Origin of the sequence: Streptomyces sp. NPDC000348, assembly GCF_042898795.1 — a bacterium.
GTDB lineage: Bacteria > Actinomycetota > Actinomycetes > Streptomycetales > Streptomycetaceae > Streptomyces.
The window spans coordinates 42,838-62,280 of sequence record NZ_JBIAZD010000008.1 but is presented as its reverse complement, the minus strand read 5'-3'; the positions used below and the strand labels follow the sequence as shown (position 1 = coordinate 62,280).

Below are 19,443 nucleotides of genomic sequence, written 5' to 3'. Positions count from 1 at the left end.
GCTGTTGATTCCGGTAGAGGTGCCACCCGGTGGCCGAAGAACCGAGGCCAAGTTCCCGGCCTGCGTGGACCGGATGTTCTTCACGTTCTCGCTGGTGCCATCAGCGATCGCGACCCAACGGTCAGCCTCAGCCGGCGCTCCACTTCTGGTTGTCCTGTCCGTTGCAATCCCACAGTTGCAACCGGCTGCCGTTGGCCACCTGCTGCTCCCTCACGTCAACGCACTTGTCAGCCTGCGGATTGACCAGGTCGTGCGAGGAGTTCAGCCGGAACTGCTGGGCGGGATGGCCACTGCATCTGGCCAGTTGAATCACGGCACCGTTGCCCGTCGCCCCCCAGGCGACATCCATGCACAGCCCCATGGAGCGCACCGTCCCGTCGCCCATGAAACGCCACGTCTGCTGTGCCGCTCCGTTACAGCCCCAGATCTGCAACGGCGTACCGTCACCCCCACCGTCCGTGACATCGATGCACTGGCCCGAGTGGTGGCTACGGATGGAAACACCGGGCACACCGGAGGACTTCCTGGACGACTTGGACTTACCCAGAGTCTGAGCCGCGCTGGGCCGCGGCGACGGCTTCGGATCCTCACCCACCGTGGGCCGCGGCAACGGCTTCGGATCCTTACCCGCCGACGCAGGGCCACTGCCCCCCACCCCACGGGCTACAGGTGTCCCGGCAGCGCTCTCCCCTCCCGCCCGGGGCCCACCAGCATCCCCTTGCCCAGCGGCACTCTTGCCCGAACGCGCCTTCTGAGAAGTACTGTTCGCGGTCGGCGACGCTGTTTCGATGGGGCCGACCATGACGCCACCCGCCGGAGACCCCAGCACCGTGCCGGGCATCGCACCAGCAGGAGCCACGCCCTCCTCCTCATCGCCGCTGCTCACCAGGAACGGCACCGCCATCAGAAGAGTTCCCACGATCGCAGCCCCGGCCAGCAGACTCTTGTGCGGCCGCCCAGGCGGGACGTCCGCGGCAGCCTTGTCCGTGCCACCAGCCGTCTCACCTGCCTCTTCCTCCACATCGACCGCTGCAGCAGGCTCCGCTCCCGCCTCACCACCCTCCCCGGCGGTTGCCGCGACACCTGCCGCTTCCGACTCCCCGACGACCGGCGACGCCGACTCCGGCTCCGGCTCCGGGCCGGGAGTCCCCTGCTCGGCACTCCCTACGACGGGAAGCACAGGTGTAACGCCTCCGGCCGGGGAAGCCGACAGCACCGCCGGGGAACCCGCAGCCTCTACCGCCCCTGTTGCCGTGTCTCCTTGCGCTGCTGCCGATTCCCCGGCCTGCGACGGAATGTTCTGGGTGCCCTGAGGCTGTGCTGTGGTCATCGTGTCATTCCTACGGTGCGACGGGATCATACGAACATTGCCCTGGATATGTGGCAGGGGCTCGACACCCGGCGGCACGGTCCGGGAATATCCCCAGGGCGGGGCACCGGACTCCATGGACGGCCGCTCGCCTCCAAGGACGAACAAACAGCTTGTTCACCAGCGGTGGGAAGGGGATTGCCGTGCCGGAGTCAGTGCTTCCTGCCGTTGGTTCCAGTGGAGTTGCCGCCCGACGACCGGAGGATGGCGTCCAGGTTCCCGGCCTGCGTGGACCGGATGTTCTTCACGTTCTCGCTGGTGCCATCGGCGATGGCGACGATCGCTTCCGCTATCGCCCGCATGGTTTGCGCAGCCGTCACGTTCTCCCTCTGCGCATGCGGCTTTGTCGCTTTGGCGAAACTGTCGTCTTCGCCGGGCCAGCCCGCGGTCGGCTTCAGGCGGTTCTCGAAATTCCGCAGCATGCTCTGCGCCGCCGTGCTGATCTCGTGAACCTGCCGGATACCACCCTGGATCCGGGCGGTATCAGCGGTGTAGGCGTTGGCATCAGACATCGTGATCGTCCTCCCCGTCCTCGTTGATCTCGTCATGCAGTCGGCCACTGCCCCTGCGACCGACCGCCCGCTCCGGTGCCTCCAGGACCGCGGGACCGAAGATTTCGGCCCAGTCGATGTTCACTCCCGCCAGCTCCGGCACCGCCGTGCTCGGCTGGGTGAAAGGCTGGAACGTCTCCATCACATGTCGGGACATCTGTGTCCTGGCACGTTCCGCCGCGTCCAGGACACTCGCGGCAAGCTCCCCCGCCGCCATGCTCCGGTACTTGCCCTCCAGGAACCTCAGTGCTGTGAGCTCGCCCTGGTGACCGACGGTCACCTCCACCGCCCGGTCCTTGGACCGCACGGTGAACGACGCCTCCCTCAGCTCCGCCTCAGCCTTGGCCACCGCCTCCTGGGTCGCTTCGAGCTCGGCCATCGCATCGGCCAGCTTCTTCTCCATCGATGCCGGTTCAGTCACCGGATTCTCCTTCGCCCTGTTGTCCTGTCCGTTGGCCGACGTCACCGGCCGATGACCGCCGGAGCGCCGCCTTCGTCCGCGCCCCAGACGTCCCCGTCCTCGGGCTCCCAACCGGACCGATCCCGGCCGCTCGACTCCGTCCGCTGGGCACCCTGGGTACCCTGGCCGCCCGCCGGAAGGTAGGACGACGACGTGGTGGTTCGTCCTCCTCTGGCGTAAGCCCTGTCCTCGCCGTCCTCGGCCGTATCGGCACGCGGCTTCGGCCTGCGCACGGCGGCGCCGTCGCCATCGGTCAGCACGTTGCGGACCCGTTCGCCGTTCGACGAGCCACCGCCCCCTCCGGCTCCGCCGGGTCCACCCATGCCACCCATGCCCATCGGCATCATGGGCATGCCCGTGCTGCCGCTGCCGCTGCCACTGCCGGCACCATCCGTTACACCAGCGAGGTCCGGATTCAGAGGAACGGCGCCGCTCGGCAACCCCGTCTCGGAGGCCCACTCGTTGGTCGAGGGCGCCCCCAACGCGCCTCCGGAATAGGGGGTGCTGTCGTCCTCCTCGTACGACAACGTGCCGTCGTCACCGCTCCGGCTGACCGCTGGGTTGAGCTGAGAAGTCGCGAAGTCGTCGGATGTGAAGGAGGAATCGGTCGCGTCCGCCACGAATGCGGCGGCTGGAAGGGTCATGCCGGCCCTTCCCACGTCGGCATCACCCTTGAGATCGGTGCTGGTCACCAAGTCGTTCAGACGAGTCAGATCCGGGCGTCGGGCCGAGATCTCGGCATGCGACGGCGGCGCCGTGCTGTCATCGGGCGTGGGGCCGGTGGCCACCGACGGATTCAGAAACTCAGTGGTCACCGAGCCGTCGGGACGGGTCGTCACAGTCTCACCGGACGACGGATCAACCACCGTGCTGCTCCCGTCCGGGAACATCGTGGTCAGCTTCCCCTCGGGGTTCAGCGTCGTCGTACTGCCGTCCGGATTCTCGAGCACCACACCCGGGTCAAGAGAGGTACTGCTTGTCTTCCCGTCCCGCGAGGTCGTGGTCATGGTGCCGGTGGCCGGGTTGAAGACGCTCAGGCCACCGTCCGGGTGCACGGTGGCCAACGACCCGTCGGAATTGAGGACGGTGGTGCTGCCGTCCGGGTTTCGGAGACTGCTGTTCGTACCGGCCGGGTCGGAGTTCGGGCTGGAGGCCGAGCCGATTCCGAGCAGGGGGTTCAGCGGCACGGTTGTCGGCAGCCCTGCCGAATCCGGGGACCCGCCGCCGGTGCCGACATCACCGAGCCCGGCCTTCGGGCCGTCCTGGCCTTGGGAGAGTTTTCCGGCAAGGCTGTCCGTATTGACGTTGAGGCTTTGGGGGCTGCCGCCCTGCTCACTCCCGAAGTCGTTCAATCCGCTGATCAAGTCGGTGACGGCCTTGCCGAGGCCGCCAAAGCTCTTGGTGAGGGCGTCGTTGGTCTGGTCGAGCTTCTCCTGGTTGAGCTGAGTCTGTTCCTTCTGCCAGGTCTCCGTCAGCGAGGTGCGACTGGTGGTCTCCACCTGCTGAGCGAAGACTGCCGCAGCGTCGAGCCAATGGTTGTTGAGACTGGCCAGGGCATCACGGGCATAGTATTCGAGTTCATCTTCAACACGCTTGTTCCACCGTTCCACCGCCGCCTCGGCGATCTTCCTGTAGGTGCTGCGTTCCGCGAGATCTCCGTACTTGGGGTGGACTTGACTGAAGGCCTCGGTGGTGTGGTACGTAGTCGACATGCCCGAGCGGCTGCCGTGATGCTCGACCTTGGTTACCTGACTGATGTTGTTCTTCACTACCCAATTCCACACCTCATTCAGCTCTTCCAGCACTGCCCGGTGCGGGTCGTTCTTGCCGTCGGCGGCCCATGCGTTCCATGCCCTCAGGAGCACGTTGGCCTGGATCGACAGGTTCAGCTGAGCTCCCGCCAGGGCATCGGCGAAGGGAGAGCGGGGCCGGTAGCCGTCGAGCGTGGTGTGGGAGGGCTCGTAATCCTTGCCTCCGAACTGATCCACGTAGTCGGCATAGTTCGATCGCACCTGAACGATGAGGTTGTGGAAGACCTGGGCCGCCTTTCCCTTCCACGACGCCTGCTCGTCGCCCAGCGAATTCTCCCATCGCTCCAGCGTGTCACTCTGGCCCACAAAGAAACTTTTCACCCGGTCGAACGCCTGCGCCGTGCGCGTGAACGCCTTGATATCGACAGCGTGGACGTCCGCGACCGCCAACCCGTTGTAGGCGAAATTCTTGGTGCTCCGGTCACCTGTCTGCAGCGCCTCGAGCGCCGCTCTGCCTCCGAAGATGTAGCGTGCCGGCGGCGCGCTGTCCCACTGCGCATCCTTCTCGACGACGCTCGTGAACTCGCCGCCTGTCCTCCTGCTCTCGGGCCCCGTGTACAGCACCGCCCTGCCGTTCTCATCGGTGAGCACCCCGATGAACACGATCCGGGCCCGCTGCATCTTCACGTTGTCGCGACCCTTCGCCGTGTAGAAGACCAGGTCGTAATCCTCTCCCTTATGGGTCATCCACCCACTGATCGCCGCATAGTCCTCGGGCATGACCGGTCTCATGCTCATGTCCTTGAAGCCCATACGGAAAAGGGGAATGTCGCCTTCGCTCTTGAGTTTGTCGAAGAGCGCGCTCCTCTTCGGCATCATGTAGCCGGTGAGGAGAGACACGGCCCTTCCCCAGTAGTCATCGGGGTCGGCCTCAAAGGAAGGCTCGGCAGCCACAGCAGCACGCTCCTGGGGTGGGAAGAGGAGGGAGGGACGGCAACTACGCCGCCTTGGAGGTGGAGTTGTCCAAAGCAGATGCGCCGCTCAGATCGTTGTCGACATCGGAGAAGAGGTCGAGCATCTTCTCCGCGCTGATCGCGGTGAGACTCCGGTCCTGATTCTTCTGCAGGACCTTGATCGTCTCCTCCAGGTTTCTGGCGATGTGCTTGAACAGGTTTTGCTCAGCCGTCAGGACGTCGACGATCCCCTTGGCAGCATCCGCTACCCGACTGACGAGGGTATTTCCCTTCACCAGCCCGCCTTCAGCCGCCATGAGCCCGATGGTCAGATAGGGATTTTCCTGAAGGTGATTCCCCTCGGGGGTGTGGTACCCCTCTACGAGACTTTTCAGGGCCCGGGCGCCTCCGGGTACGTCCTTTCCGATGCCTTCAAGGTCCTTGTTGAAGTCAGCCACTTCGGTGTCGATGAAGGTCTGCAGGTGCGAGGCGTCCAATTGCGTCAGATCCGTCATGTCTTTTCTCCTGGTGGTTGTTCGCCGTCCGGCCCGACGGCCGGACGGCGAACAGCTTCGGACCGAAGAATTCAGCGACTCAGCGGCCGATGGTGACCTGGGACCAGAGGTCGGCCAGTTGGTTTTCGCTCTGCTTGTAGCTGGATCCGATCTCCGCCAGCAGGCCGGCGTGCGAGGTGAGCAGCCGCTGCATCCCCAGGACTGCCCCGTCCCACTCCCGCTGCCTGTTCTGGTACTCCGTGGCGTCGAGGCCGATCCACGTGTTCTTGAGTGGCTGGAGCTCCGTCTCCAGGCGTTCCACGATTCCGGCGATGAGCTTGGTCTGCTGGGCCATGGAGTCACCGACATCGTTCAGGTGCGTGTAATCGACGTAGATGTAGCCGTCGTCCATCACAAATCTCTTCTCAGTCGTAGGTGTGGCGGGGGGCCGGAGAATCGGGTCAGACGTTCTTGAGAGCGTCGAAGACCGCCTGGGACGTGGCAGAGCCCTGGGCGATGGAGTCCATCGCAGCGGCCTGTGTCCTTGCCTGCGTCTGCCGGCTGCCGCCGAGTTTGTCGATCATGTCCTCGACGTTCCTCTGGACGATCGCGCACTTCTCGTCCCACAGCCTCAGCAGCTCGCCGTACGCCGCGCCGTCGCCGCCCTTGTACTTGCTCCTGAGGACCTCCTTCAAAGTCTCCACGTGCCGTCGGGACTTCACGATTTCGTTGCGAGCCTGGTTGAGGGACTCGATGCCGTTCTGAGTCAGTCGTGCGTCCGACTGCTGCATGTTGCCTGTCATGGTCCTGTCCCTTGATGGTTGAGGAGGTACCTGTGGGCTGGGGAAGAGGGTAGGGCTGCTCCACTTGAGGGCGTCTTCGGTTGAGGTTTATCTGAGGAACTTTTCTCAGTGAACCGTTTCCATCCTGGATATGTGCAGGTCAGCAGGGTGCGGACGGCTTGGACTGCCGTGCCGATGCGTCGGGTGGAACAGCGCCGGCACTCTGGTGGGCGCGGTCCGCGAGGACGAGGATCCGCCGGGTCAGGCAGGCTTGGACGATGCCGTGAGCGCGGGCTGCGATCAGGTCGTGGGTGCGGCCGGGTGTCACGCGGGAGAACCACAGGGGTGTGCCGTCCGGATGCGCGACGACCTGGACGTTCATGCCGTGCTTCCGGTGTTTTTGGGAGGAGTACGGCTCGTCCGCGGCGACGCGGTCGACGGGGGATGAGTGTGCCGTCGACAATGACGAAATCCCCTTCGCCCAGGCCGACGAGTGCCTCCTGCAGGCCGGGCGCCCAGGAGGTCAGGGCCTCGAGGGTCTCGTCCACGTACCGCCAGGCGGTTGCGGTGGAGATCCCGAATCCCGCCTCGAGCCGGGGCAACGTCTCGTTCTTGCGCAGGTGCACCAGCGCCGGCAGAGCCTGGTGGAAACAGCCCGGCTTGCGCCACCGCGTGCCGCGTTCACGCCTTCGGGCACAGGTCAGCCACGCGACATGCCCGACCAGCTCATGCGGGACGTCGAGCGAGGCTCGCTACGGGACCAGGCGAGGCCCCTCGGACGAAGCGTGGTGCGTAGAGAACACCACCGCAACGACCAGGAGCCTCGCCTCGTCACACCACCCCGCTGACCTGCACCATCACCCCCGCAGGACAGGATGAAAACGGTTCGGTGATCGAACAACCGGGGCTTGCGTCCCCCTGTTCGCACAGCTCGATCGCCGGCGGGCTGCTCTGCGGCCTAGCCCGGCTCTCCCGTGGCGTCTTCGCAGGAAGGCGGGGTGCTGGGGGCGGTACGACCCTGTGCGGCGGCGCCCGGGGCCAGGTCCGGTCCGGACTTCAGCATGGAGAGCAGCGGGGAGGGCAGCGCCACCACATCGCCGCTCGCGTATCCCAGCGCCTCGAGTGCGGCCCGGGACGGCACCCGGTACTTCACGCCGTTGTCGGCCACGAGGTACGTCGTGTCGCCCACCGGCGTGCCACCTGCGCCCAGCGCCCTCACCAGGGCACCGTGGCCGGGCCGGACGACGACGTCGTCAACCGGCAGGCACGCCGGTGCGAACTCCCCGGGGGCCGTCTGAGTGACCGGGGCCAGGAAACTCAGCGGCACCAGCGCCATGGTGATGCGTGTGAGGCCGTCGACCGACTCACCCCGGGCGCAGGCGGACATTCCCTCCGGCACGGAAACCGCGCGGGGCGGGGATTCGGGCAGCCCCTTGGAGGCCGGTGACGTGTCGGCGGTGCCGGGCGCCAGGTGCTCCCTGAGGATGTCGGCGCTCAGCGGCGCGGCCGTGGGAGAGGCTCCCCCGTAGGCGTTCTCGCGGGTGGCCGGATCACCGAGGACGAGGGCCGCCTCCGTGGCCGTGAGGGGCACCAGGCCTTCCTTCCGCAGCAGGTAGTACTGCTCGGCCGAGCCGGGCAGTTCGGCCAGGTACACCCGTCCCACCGTGCTGCTGCGGCCGGCAAAGGACGGCCCGGCGGTGCCCCGGCCGGGTACGTCGGGTGAGGCCAGGTCCGGGCCGGCGACCAGGGCGTCGAGGAAGGCGGCGGACACCTGCCGCGGTGTCACGGAACCGTAGCCCAGGGAGACGGCGGCGCCGGAGGCCTTGTCCAGTTCGAGGCGACTTCCCCTCCAGACCAGATAGGTCGCCTTGTCCGGGCCGGTCACCAGAAGTCCCTGGTCACCGGAGACCCCCTTGTTCTCCAGGGGGGCGCCCACGACGAGCGTCGTGACCGTGGTCGGTGCCGTGTCCGCGCCGTCCGCGGTGCCGGACACGTTGATGGCGGAGCAGACGTGCCAGGCGCCGTCGTCCAGGTCGTCCGCCGCTGGAACGGATTCAGGGGCGCCGGGGATGCCCACCGGGGCCCCGACCGGGGTTCCCCGCAGCGACGGCGTGCGCACGTCGGTGGTCTTCAGGTCGGCGCCGCCGATGAGTTTGGCCGAGGCGTAGTTGCGTACCGGCCTGAGGCGGCCGTCGATGTACAGGTAGCGGGCTCCGGTGTCCTTGTTGACGATCAGACTCTTCCCGTCCTGCCAGGAGTCGTTCCCGCCCGGCACGATCAGCCCGTAGACGAAAGCGCCCGCGGAGATCAGCGCCGCGACGAGCAGGCCGATGAACACACCACGGGTGGTACGTCCCGTCGGGGTTTCGGGAGCATCGGGGTCGGCGAGCAGCATGCCCGCGGTGAGTCTGCCCATGGCGAACGTGTGGGCCTGTACCTGGTCACGCTTGGACTGCATCGGTTCGTGTCCTCCCGGTCCTTGCCTGGTTCAGCCGTTCATCGCCCGGAGGGCGCCGAAGACGCCCAGCACCCAGAGCGTCAGCGGCAGCAGGCTGATGGCCAGGAGCGACTGCAGCAGTTCGGCCGCGCGGCCCCAGTGCGGCGCCATGCGCCTGCCGGGCACGGTCCATGAGGCGACGGCCAGCGCTGCGGCCAGTGCCAGCAGTCCTATGACCAGGGCCGGCCGGTCGGCCGGAGTGAGGCTTGCCGCGCTGCCGACGGCCAGCAGGACGGCTCCCCACATGCCCGGCACCACCAGGGCCAGACGCTGCCACACGTTGACCATGCCTCGTCCGTGCAGCAGCAGGAGCAGGGAGAGTGTCGCCGCGGTCAGCGTCTCGGCCAGGCCGGGCGCGTGGGCCAGAGCGACCAGGGTGCCGGCGCAGATGACTCCGGTGGCCGTGTACAGGGCGGTCATCCAGTCGCCGGCCAGTTCGGTCCTGACGGCGACGTCACGGCCACTGTAGGGCTCGATGTCCTCCTGCAACTGCCGGGCGCTGTTGGGCAGAGCGGGCATCCGCATGCCGGCGAGTTTGAAGGACAGCACCGGTATGAAGCTGCCGAAGACGACGACCGCCGCGGCCACCCCCGCGCCGGCACTGTCCACGGGCAGGTGGAAGACGCTCATCAGCGCCCCGGCGGCCGCGGAGAGGATCGCGATCAGCGCTGTGGCGATGAAGAAGGGCGTGTACACGGCCGTCGCCGCGACCGCCAGCACGGCTGCTCCGGCAGCCCCCGCGCCGGCGGCCATCAGCCGGGCGCCGAGCACGTGGTGCGCCTGGGGGCCCGCTATCTCTCCTCCGGGCAGCAGCCAGCCCGCCAACGCCAGACACGGCGCCGCCAGGATTCCCAGCGTCGCACCGGCTGCCGCATCGCCCACTGCCCGGCTCGCCGAGGCCGCACCCGCGAGGAGCAGCAGCCCGGCGACGAGGGCGGTCGCGACGCGCAGGGCGAGCGGGCCCGACGGCCAGGCCAGTATTCCCAGGGATGTCAGCACACAGACGACCACCGCACAGCGCAGCACACGGCGGCTGCCTTGAGGGTTCCAGCCGTGCAGCCGTTCCCCCGTGACCCCGGCGATCCCGTCGACGAGGTCGTCGAGGCGCACCTCCGGCAGGGCATCGGCTTGGGGACGAAGGTACATCACCTCCCCGTCCTTGAGGTCCAGCGTCTCGAGAGTTGCCTCCTCGTCGAGTGGGGCTCCGCCCAGACGTTGCAGGACCCAGCCGCCGTGTTCCAGGCCGTTTTCCTCCAGGTCGCCGTCCGCGTAACTCAGTACGGTCGGCAGAAGGTCGGCAACCGGCACATCGGCGGGTACAGCCAGGTCTATCGTCTTGGCAGGGGCACGAACGGTGATGTGGCACAGGCCGGCCACAGAGCTCTCAGTCATGGGTGGGGGGCCACGCTTCCCGGGGTTCATCCGCTGGGCTTGGTTCTGAACGCCTGCAGAGTACTGAGACCTTGGGCCGCTCATGGCCCGCTACGCGACTTCCCGTTGATGACCCCGTCCAGGAGCCGTGCGCTCGTTAAGGAGTCAGTAGTTGAGTATCGTCCTTTTCCGTCGCCCTGCCCGTCGGCGCGGGCCGGACATGCCCGAGGGTGAACTGACCCTCCAGGAGCCGCCGACGCTGCCGGAGACCGTGCCGGACAGCTCGGCGGTGTGGACGTATCTGCCCATGGCGATGATGTCCGTTTCCATGATGCTGGCTTTCCTGCGGCCCGGCGGGTCCGGCAGTGTCTTCACGTACATCGCCCTGGGCATCATGGTCCTGGCCTCGGCGGTGATGATGATCGGCCAGGTGATGCGCCAGAGCAGCGAGCGCAAACAGCGTCTCAGGGGCGAGCGCCGGGACTATCTGCGCTACCTGACGCAGACCCGGCGGCAGGTCCACCGGGCTGTGATCGAGCAGCAACTGGCGCTCGCCTGGCGTCACCCGGAGCCGGCGTCGATGCGTTCGCTGGTGCGGACGACTCGGCTCTGGGAGCGCCGGGTCAAGGATGACGACTTCGCCGAGGTGCGGGTGGCCGTCGGTGACCAGCAACTGGCGCTGCGGTTGACCCCGCTGTCCACCAAGCCGGTGGAGGACCTCGAGCCCCTGTCAGCACACGCGCTGCGACGGTTCATGCGCGCCTACAGCACCGTGCCGGACCAGCCCATCGCGCTCTACCTGCGGTCCTGGGCACGGGTGCTGCTGCGCGGGGACGAGGCGGCGGTGCGCGGCATGGCGCGGGCCGCCCTGTGCCAACTGGCTCTCTTCCACACCCCCGAGGACGTGCGGATCGCGCTGGCCGTCGGCGACGAGCGCCGGGCCGAGTGGGACTGGGTCAAGTGGCTGCCGCACAACCTGCACCCGCACGAGCAGGACGGCGCCGGGCCGGCCCGCATGGTGGCGTCGGACTTCAACGGCCTGGAGGACCTGCTCGGAGGGGAGTTCACCGAGCGTCCGGCATTCGACCCCGAGGCCGTGCCCGGCCGCGACGAGCCGTTCACCGTGCTCGTGGTGGACGGGGTCCAGGTGCCGTCCGGGCACCGGCTCGACGGCCCCGGGTTCCGCAACGTGATCGTGTTCGACCTGTCGGAGTCCCTGCGGTGGCGTCCGGGACGAACGACGCTGCGGCTGGATGTGCAGCCGGACGGGGTGCGGCTGGTGCGCACGGACCGGAACCGCAAGGAGCAGTCGACCCCGCTGGGTCGTCCCGACGCGGTCGGTCCGGTCGGCGCCGAGGCCCTTGCGCGGATGCTCGCCCCGTATCGCACGGGGCTGACCACGGAGACCGCCGAGCCGCTGTCGACGGATGTGGAGCTGACGGCTCTGCTGGGAATCCCCGACCTGTCCCGTCATCAGCCGGCCGCTCTGTGGGGGCGCAACAAGGGCGCCGCCCGGCTGCGGGTCCCGATCGCGGTGGGTGGCGACGGAGTTCCGGTGGAGCTGGACATCAAGGAGGCGGCGCAGGGGGGCATGGGTCCGCACGGCATGCTGATCGGCGCGACCGGTTCGGGCAAGAGCGAGTTGCTGCGCACCTTGGTGCTGGGCCTGGCGCTGACGAACTCCTCGGAGACCCTGAACTTCGTCCTGGTGGACTTCAAGGGCGGCGCCACGTTCCTCGGCCTGGACGAACTGCCGCACACCTCTGCCGTGATCACCAACCTGGCCGACGAGGCCGCCCTGGTCGAGCGGATGCGGGACGCCCTGCACGGCGAGCTGATACGCCGTCAGGAACTTCTCCGGGCGGCCGGCAACTACTCCTCGGCGCTCGAGTACGAGAAAGCCCGCGCCGCGGGGACGCCGTTGGATCCGCTGCCGAGCCTGTTCATCGTCGTCGACGAGTTCAGCGAACTGCTCTCGGCACACCGGGACTTCATGGAGCTGTTCGTGATGATCGGCCGGCTGGGCCGTTCCCTCGGCGTCCATCTGCTGCTGGCGTCGCAGCGCCTCGACGAAGGGCGTATGCACCAGCTGGAGAGCCACCTGTCCTACCGCATCGGTCTGCGTACCTTCTCCGCCATGGAGAGCCGTGGCGTACTGGGCGTGCCGGACGCCTACCAGCTGCCGTCGCAGCCGGGCGCCGGTTTCCTCAAGAGCGGCGTGGACGCGCTGACCCGGTTCCGGGCGGCGTACGTGTCCGGGGTGTACCAACCGCGGCGCGGGGCGGTGGCCCAGGCGCGGGTCGCCAGCCAGGTGGTTCCGTGGACGGCCGGTTATGTGGTGCCGCGCGCGCCTGCTGAGCTGCCGGAAGCAGAGCCGGAGGAGGAGCAGGCCGAGGAGAACGGGAACGGGGCGTCGTTGCTGTCGGTCGCCGTGGAGCGGCTGCGGGGGGCGGGGCTGCCGGCCCTCCGGGTGTGGCTTCCGCCGCTGGCCGAGCCGCCGGCCCTGGACTCCCTGCTGCCGGGGCTGACCGCCGATCCGGAGCGCGGGCTCGTCTCCGCCGGCTGGCCGGGCGTCGGCTCTCTGCGGGTGCCGGTCGGGCTGGTGGACAGGCCGTTCGAGCAGCGGCGTGATCCGCTCGTGGTGGATCTCTCGGGCAGCGGTGGGCACATCGCTGTCGCGGGTGGTTCACAGAGCGGCAAGTCGACGGTGCTGCGTACCCTGATCGCGGCTCTCGCGCTCACCCACACGCCGCGCGAAGTGCAGTTCTACTGCCTGGATCTGGGTGGCGGCACGCTGGCCGGGCTGGCCGGCCTGCCGCACGTCGGTGGAGTGGCGAACCGGATGGACGGCGAGCGGATCAGCCGCGCGGTGGCCGAGGTCACGGCCGTGCTCGACCACCGCGAACAGCTCTTCCTCGACCACGGCATCGACTCGATGGCGACCTACCGCAGACGCCGTGCGGCCGGGGAGTTCGAGGACGAATCCCATGGTGACGTCTTCCTGGTGGTGGACGGGTGGGGCACGATGCGTCAGGAGTTCGACGCGCTCCTGCCCGCTTTCGGCCAGATCGCGTCCCAGGGCCTGAACTACGGCATCCACCTGGTCGTCTCCACCGCGCGATGGATGGAGCTGTCGTCCCAGCTGCGTGACCAGATGGCCACCCGGCTGGAGCTGCGGCTGGGCGACTCGATGGATTCCGTGGTCGACATCCGCAAGGCCGCCACCGTGCCGCGCAGCCCCGGCCGCGGACTGACGGTCGACAGCAAGCTGCACTTCCTGACCGCCCTGCCGCGTATCGACGGCCGGGAGACCTCCGACGATCTCAGCGACGGGGTTGCCGCGCTGGTGGAACAGGTCGCCGAGCACTGGGCGGGGCCTTCCGCGCCGCCGGTGCGGATGCTGCCGCACCGGTTGCCCGCCACGCAACTGCCGGAACCGGAACTGGCGGACGGACTGCGGATTCCTCTCGGGCTCGACGAGGAGACCCTGTCGCCGGTGTGGCACGACTTCAGCCGCACGCCCCACCTGGTGGGCATCGGAGACACCGAAAGCGGCAAGACCAATCTGCTGCGGCTGGTCGCCTCGGCGATCACCGCCCGCTACAGCCCGAGTGAAGCGCGCATCCTGGTGGTGGACTACCGGCGTGAACTGGCCGAGGCGGTCCCGGAGGCGTACCGCCTCGGGCACGCGGTGTCACTCGATCCCCTGAAGGAGCTGATGGCCGGAGCGGCCAGGGCCCTCAAGACCCGCCTCCCCGGTGAGGACATCTCCCCGGCCCGGATGCGGCTCGCGGACTGGTGGACGGGACCACGGCTGTTCGTGCTCGTGGACGACTACGACATGGTCGGCTCCGGCGGCATCATGGACCACCCGTTCGAGGCCCTTCTCGATTACCTGGCTCTGGGACACGAGGTGGGACTTCACCTGGTGGTGCTGCGTTCCGCGACCGGTGCCGGCCGGGGCCTCGGCGACCAGTTGCTCAGGCGCCTCGACGAGGTCAACACCCCGGGCCTGCTGATGTCGTGTCCGCCGTCGGAGGGTTACGTCTTCGACAACATCAAGCCACGCAACCTGCCGCCCGGCCGGGCACGTTACATCGCCCGCCGCAAGGCCGTACTGATGCAGACGGCCATCGTCGGCGGACAGGCCGGGGAGTAGCCGGGCGAGAAGCGACCTCGCGCGGGGCGGCGTTTCGTCCCGGTCGACGTGTGCGGATGCGGTTCGAGGGTCTGCCGGTTCCGGGGGCGCGGGTGAACCCGCGCCCCCGGGGTCGCTCGTCGCCGTGTGGATCGCCTGAACGGTGGGAGGCCGGCAGTGTCTGGCCGTGCCCTGCGCGCCGCCGGGGCCATGAAGCGCAAAGGCCGCTGTCCGGACCCGCGGGTCCGGACAGCGGCCTTGCGTATACGCGGACGCCGACCGGCGCCTTTTCCCCGGTGACAACGGCTTTCGGGAACCGCTCGCGCAACAGGCGGTCGGAGAATCGGACCCAGGTACGCGAAGGCCCGTGCCCGGCGGTGGTGATCCGCCGTTCGTCTCAGGTCGTCGTCGAAGCGTCGTCCCGGGCCGGCCGCCATCCGCGGGCACGGCCTCTCGGGACGATCACGGCGGCCCAGGCCATGAACACGAGCAGACCGGCGCCGGAGCCCACCATCACCAGAGCTCGCTGTGTCGCGCGGGCACCCGCCTCATCCGTCGGCAGCCGCACCGGCTCGGAATCGTCTGCCGCCTCCGCCGGCGCGGCGGAGGGGGCGGCGACCGTGGTGACGGCGCCGTACGCGTCGAGCCGGGGCACACCCGCCGGGTAAGCGGTCGAGGTCAGCCGTCGTGCCGTCTCCCCGGCGGTCAGTTCGGGATGGGCGGACCGGATGAGGGCGGCCGTGCCGGCCACGTATCCGGCGGCGAGCGACGCTCCCGAGCCGACGAAGTGGCCCCGTCCCGCCGGGCCGATGCCGACCACGCCGTCGCCCGGTGCTGCGAGGTCCGCACGCCGTGGCGTGAGCGCGCCCCGTGGACGGCTGCCTTGCGCACCGAGGTCGATGACGGACAGCACCCCCTGCTCGGCCGCGGGCCAGTAGTCCCTGGGCGGGGCGGCGGAGGCAGGGCTTTGGGGACTGTCGGGGACGGCGGCGGCCACGATCAGCACGTCGTGGGCGGCGGCGTGGGCGACGGCACTCGTGAGCTTCGCGGAGTTGCGGGTCAGGGCCGGGGACACCTGGACGACTTCCGCTCCGGCGTCCACCGCCGCCCGGATACCGGCCGCGACCGTGGTGTCGGTCGCCCTGCCGCGGGCGTCGGTGCCCCACACGGCCAGGATATCCGCCTGCTGGGCCACCCCGGAGAATCCGGAGCCTTCCGCAGGGGTGGCGGCTATCAGCCCGGCCACGAAGGTGCCGTGACCGACGCAGTCGTCGTCGGCCTCGCCGATGGCGGCGACCCTGCCCTTCAGCGTCGGCGCCTTGGGCGACACCCCCGTGTCGACGACGGCCACGGTCACCCCGTCGCCGTCGGCGAACTGCCGCACTCTGGCGAGCTGCAGGTCCTGCTGCTCCCGAGGCACCGCGTCGATCACCTTTTCCGAGCCGCCGGTGCAGGCGGCCCCGTCCGCCAGCCGGGACGGCATCGCGGGCAGGCGCACCGGCTCACGGGCCGCGGCGCCGGCCTGCGCGGCGCCGCCCATGGCCAGCGTGGACGTGGACAGGAGAGTGAGCAGGGCCGCCATCGACGAGTGGCGGAGCGTGTGACGGCGCATGGCGTGCATCCTGGAAACGTAGACGGTGTCCGGTCATGGTCGTTGGGCCTCGTGTGCTTCGCGGACGCCTCACCCGCCGCTCATCACTCGGGTACGGCCTCCCCCTGCACCACGTCCTGGGGAAGGAGCAGGCGCAGGTCCTGCACGCCGGGGGCGGTCATCGTGCTGAGGCGGCCGGCCTGGCGCGTCATCATGCCTTCCAGGACCTGGCGGGCCAGGCGCCCATTGCCGAACGAGCGGTCACGCGGGACCGACTCGAAGTACGCCCGCAGTACCTGGCCGGTGCCCGGCCCGCACTCGTACCCGGAGGTGGCCGCGTGCTGCCGCACGATGGTGACGAGTTCGTCCGAGGAGTAGTGGGTGAACCCGACGCGCCGGGAGAAGCGGGAAGAGAGGCCCGGGTTGGAGGAGAGGAAGCGCTCCATCTCCTCGGTGTAGCCGGCGACGATGACCACCACCTCGTCCCGATGGTCCTCCATGAGCTTCAGCAAAGTGTCCACCGCCTCCTGCCCGAAGTCCGAGGAGGAGCCCGGCCCGGTGGGCGTGAGCGTGTACGCCTCGTCGACGAACAGGACGCCCCCCAGGGCCCGTTCGAAGGCGTCCCGGGTGAGTTGGGCCGTATGGCCGACGTACCGGCCGACGAGGTCGGCGCGGGCCACCTCGACGAGCTGGCCGCGGGGCAGTACGCCCAGCGAGACGAGCAGCTCACCGTAGAGCCGTGCCACCGTGGTCTTGCCCGTGCCGGGCGGGCCGGTGAAGACCAGGTGGTGGCTGATCTGCGGCGCGGGCAGTCCCGCGGCCTCCCGCTGGCGCGTGACGGACAGCAGGTTGACGAGGTTGGTGACGTCCCGCTTGACGCCGGCCAGTCCCACCAGGTCACCGAGTCGGGCCAGCGGGTTGTTCTCGCCGTCCGCGGGTGCGGCCTCCTCGGAGACGGCTCGTGCGGCTTCCTCCCCCACATCCTCGGGCAGCAGCAGTGGCAGGTCCTCCGCCGTCATGTTGGTGAGCGTGGCCAGACGGGACGCCTGGCGGTCCACCATCTGCTCGAACACCTGACGGGCGGCCCGGCCGTTACCGAAGGACCCGTCCTTGGGCATGCGCTCGAAATGCACCGTGAGTGCCTTGCGCGTGGCGGCACCGAGCACGTACTGGTGTCCCGCACACATGCTCTCCATGATGGCCACCAGTTCGGGCACCGAATAGTTCTCGAACTCCACGGTGCGGGAGAAGCGTGAAGCCAGACCTGGATTGGATGCCAGGAAGCTCTGCATCTCGGCGGAGTAGCCGGCGGCCACCACCACCACGTCGTCGCGGTGGTCCTCCATCAGTTTGAGAAGCGTGTCGACCGCTTCCCGTCCGAAGTCGGCGCCGGAACCGCGGCCGTCGGACAGCAGGGTGTACGCCTCGTCGATGAACAGGACACCCCCCAGAGCACGGTTGAAGGCCTCGGTGGTCTTGATGGCGGTACCACCGATGACCTGTGCCACCAGGTCGGCCCGGGAGACCTCCACCAGGTGACCTGAGCGCAGCGCACCGAGTTCCGCCAGGATCGTCCCGTAGAGCCGGGCCACCGTGGTTTTGCCGGTGCCGGGCGGGCCCGCGAAGACCAGGTGACGGCTCATCGGCGGAGCGGCCATGCCCAACCGGGTGCGATGCTGGGCCAGCCGCGTGAGGTTGACCAGCGTACGCACCTGCTGCTTCACGTTGTCGAGGCCGATCAGGGCGTCAAGGGCGGACAGCGGACCGTCCTCACGGCTCAGCCACGCGTCCTCACCGCCTATTCCGCCGTCGCCGGCGCCCCCGGCGGCCCCGGCGCCCCAGGAGTCCTGCTTCCCGTTGCCCGTGCTGACCAGCCCTTCGACGGCGAGCCGCTCACCGGGCCGGGACTGGAGGAGCCCGCCGCCGCTGTTGTCCCGGACGGTGCAGTTGACGACGGAGACGGGCGCGGCGGACTCGATGCGGAACCCGTCGCCGGAACTGCCGCCGATCTCACAGGAGTTGAACGAGCCGCGGCCGCCTTCGGCGATCCGGACACCGTGGCGGCCGCTGCCGCCCACCCGGACGCGGGTGGCGGTCACCTCGCCGTCCTCGTCGACGGTGACACCCGAGTCCTTGGCACCGGTGATCTCCAGGTCCCGTACGGTCACGATTCCCCCGGCGGCGATCGACAGGCCCGATTCCGCAGCCGAGGTGACGGCGCCGCCGCCGACGTACAGGTTGCCGTCGTCCTCGACCCTGATGCCGCAGCGGCCGGCCGCGTCGACGGTGCAGTCCTCCAGCCGTCCCCGGCCGTCCTTCACGGTCTCCACACCATGACCGCGCGGAGCGCTGATCCGCGCCCGGCGGATCAGCGGATTGGCTCCCGTGCGGATGGAAACGCCCGTTCCCTGGGCGTCGATGACCTCGAGGCGGTCCAGCTCGGCCGTCGACTCCTCTTCCAGCAGCACCGCGGTCGTGGCGCAGTCCCGGACGGTGAGCCCGACCAGCACGGGAGACGACGGCCCGCTCACGCGCAGCCCGGGGGATTGCGCGGCGTCCAGCCAGCAGTCCTCGAACGTGCCCCGGGAGCGGTCGCCGACCAGCAGTCCATGCCCCTTGGTACGCGCGGTCCGGCAACGGCGCAGCACCGGGTTGCTGCCTCCGGTGACCGCGATGCCGACACCGGTGGTGCCGGTGACCCGCACGTCCTCGAGTGCCGTTCGGGCCCGGCTGTTCAGCATGATGCCCGTGCTCGTGTCGTGGACCACCGTGCGCAGCACCCGAGTTGTGCTGTTGCCCTCCAGGGCGATGGCCGGCTTGTCGGTCGAGGAGATGTCGCACTCCTCGACCGATCCCTGGGACTCTCCGTTGGCAAGCACGCCGTTCCCGCGGGCGTTGCGGACGGTGCAGCCACGCAGCGTGATCCGGCCTCGTTCGCCGATCACCACCCCGGTGGTACCGAGGTGCTCGATGATGCAGGACTCGACGGAGCTCTCGACCTCGGAGGTGGCCACGATCCCGGCACCGCCCGGGTTGCTGACCCGGCAGTCGCGGAGGGCGAGCGAACCGCTGCCACGGGCGAGCATGGCCGTCCAGGCAGAGCCCGTGATCTCGCAGCCCTCCATCGCGACCTGCCCGCGCGGGGCGTCGACGACCGGCAGCTCCTCGTCCCGTCCGCGCAGCACCAGGTCGGTCAGCATCGCGGCCTCCGCCTTGAGCACGATCGCGCTGCCGCGACGCGGTGCTATCTCCACGGTGCCACGGGATTGCTCCGCCACGATGGTGACCGGGGTGGTGATGGTCAGGTTCTCGGTGTAGATGCCGGGCGAGACTCTGACGACAGCACCACTGCGCGCCCTGGCCAGAGCCTCACCAATCGTCCGAAAGCCGTCGGGCCGCTCCGGGCTGACCGCAAGTACCTGGCGTGACACGCACTTTCCTCCTCCGTTCGGCACCGTGGTGCCCGCGAGACCCCTGGTGCCACGA

At 69.0% G+C, this 19,443-nt stretch carries 12 protein-coding genes and 1 pseudogene; 1 reads left to right on the top strand and 12 read right to left on the bottom strand.

Annotated features, from left to right (window positions below; translation table 11 throughout):
* Nucleotides 1–127: 127 nt before the first annotated feature.
* From ACFY3N_RS17535 to eccD, 10 genes and pseudogenes are all read right to left on the bottom strand, one after another.
* Nucleotides 128–802, bottom strand: coding sequence for a ricin-type beta-trefoil lectin domain protein (locus ACFY3N_RS17535; protein ID WP_390817794.1), 675 nt, complete (start codon nucleotides 800–802; stop codon nucleotides 128–130).
* Nucleotides 803–1,521: 719 nt separating this feature from the next.
* The gene (locus ACFY3N_RS17530) at nucleotides 1,522–1,881 is read right to left on the bottom strand and encodes a hypothetical protein (RefSeq protein WP_390817569.1); all 360 of its coding nucleotides are present in this window, start codon (nucleotides 1,879–1,881) and stop codon (nucleotides 1,522–1,524) included.
* On the bottom strand, nucleotides 1,874–2,323 hold the full coding sequence (locus ACFY3N_RS17525; RefSeq protein ID WP_390817793.1) for a YbaB/EbfC family nucleoid-associated protein: 450 nt from the start codon (nucleotides 2,321–2,323) through the stop codon (nucleotides 1,874–1,876). The genes ACFY3N_RS17530 and ACFY3N_RS17525 overlap by 8 nt, the downstream gene beginning before the upstream one ends.
* 59 nt (nucleotides 2,324–2,382) lie before the next feature.
* Nucleotides 2,383–5,085: an AAWKG family protein gene (locus ACFY3N_RS17520; RefSeq protein ID WP_390817568.1), complete on the bottom strand. Its 2,703-nt coding sequence runs from the start codon at nucleotides 5,083–5,085 to the stop codon at nucleotides 2,383–2,385.
* Between the two features lie 43 nt (nucleotides 5,086–5,128).
* Nucleotides 5,129–5,599: a type VII secretion system-associated protein gene (locus ACFY3N_RS17515; protein ID WP_390817567.1), complete on the bottom strand. Its 471-nt coding sequence runs from the start codon at nucleotides 5,597–5,599 to the stop codon at nucleotides 5,129–5,131.
* A 79-nt stretch (nucleotides 5,600–5,678) separates the two neighbouring features.
* Nucleotides 5,679–5,990, bottom strand: coding sequence for a WXG100 family type VII secretion target (locus ACFY3N_RS17510; protein ID WP_390817566.1), 312 nt, complete (start codon nucleotides 5,988–5,990; stop codon nucleotides 5,679–5,681).
* A 49-nt stretch (nucleotides 5,991–6,039) separates the two neighbouring features.
* Nucleotides 6,040–6,381 carry a hypothetical protein gene (locus tag ACFY3N_RS17505; RefSeq protein WP_390817565.1) on the bottom strand — a complete coding sequence of 114 codons (342 nt, stop codon included), beginning with the start codon at nucleotides 6,379–6,381 and terminating at the stop codon, nucleotides 6,040–6,042.
* 122 nt (nucleotides 6,382–6,503) lie between these two features.
* A pseudogene (locus ACFY3N_RS17500) lies at nucleotides 6,504–7,085 on the bottom strand (transposase family protein); the annotation flags it as partial.
* A gap of 233 nt (nucleotides 7,086–7,318) precedes the next feature.
* Entirely contained in the window at nucleotides 7,319–8,818 is a 1,500-nt protein-coding gene (eccB, locus tag ACFY3N_RS17495) for a type VII secretion protein EccB (protein ID WP_390817564.1), read from the bottom strand.
* Nucleotides 8,819–8,848: 30 nt separating this feature from the next.
* Nucleotides 8,849–10,249, bottom strand: coding sequence for a type VII secretion integral membrane protein EccD (gene eccD, locus ACFY3N_RS17490; protein ID WP_390817563.1), 1,401 nt, complete (start codon nucleotides 10,247–10,249; stop codon nucleotides 8,849–8,851).
* Nucleotides 10,250–10,448: 199 nt separating this feature from the next.
* On the opposite strand from eccD, the gene eccCa reads away from it, so the two are divergent.
* Nucleotides 10,449–14,387: a type VII secretion protein EccCa gene (gene eccCa, locus ACFY3N_RS17485; RefSeq protein WP_390817792.1), complete on the top strand. Its 3,939-nt coding sequence runs from the start codon at nucleotides 10,449–10,451 to the stop codon at nucleotides 14,385–14,387.
* Nucleotides 14,388–14,763: 376 nt separating this feature from the next.
* On the opposite strand, the gene ACFY3N_RS17480 is transcribed toward eccCa, so the two are convergent.
* Nucleotides 14,764–15,978, bottom strand: a complete 1,215-nt coding sequence (locus ACFY3N_RS17480) for a S8 family serine peptidase (protein ID WP_390817562.1) — start codon at nucleotides 15,976–15,978, stop codon at nucleotides 14,764–14,766.
* A gap of 83 nt (nucleotides 15,979–16,061) precedes the next feature.
* Nucleotides 16,062–19,388: a right-handed parallel beta-helix repeat-containing protein gene (locus ACFY3N_RS17475; protein ID WP_390817561.1), complete on the bottom strand. Its 3,327-nt coding sequence runs from the start codon at nucleotides 19,386–19,388 to the stop codon at nucleotides 16,062–16,064.
* Between the last annotated feature and the right edge of the window lie 55 nt (nucleotides 19,389–19,443).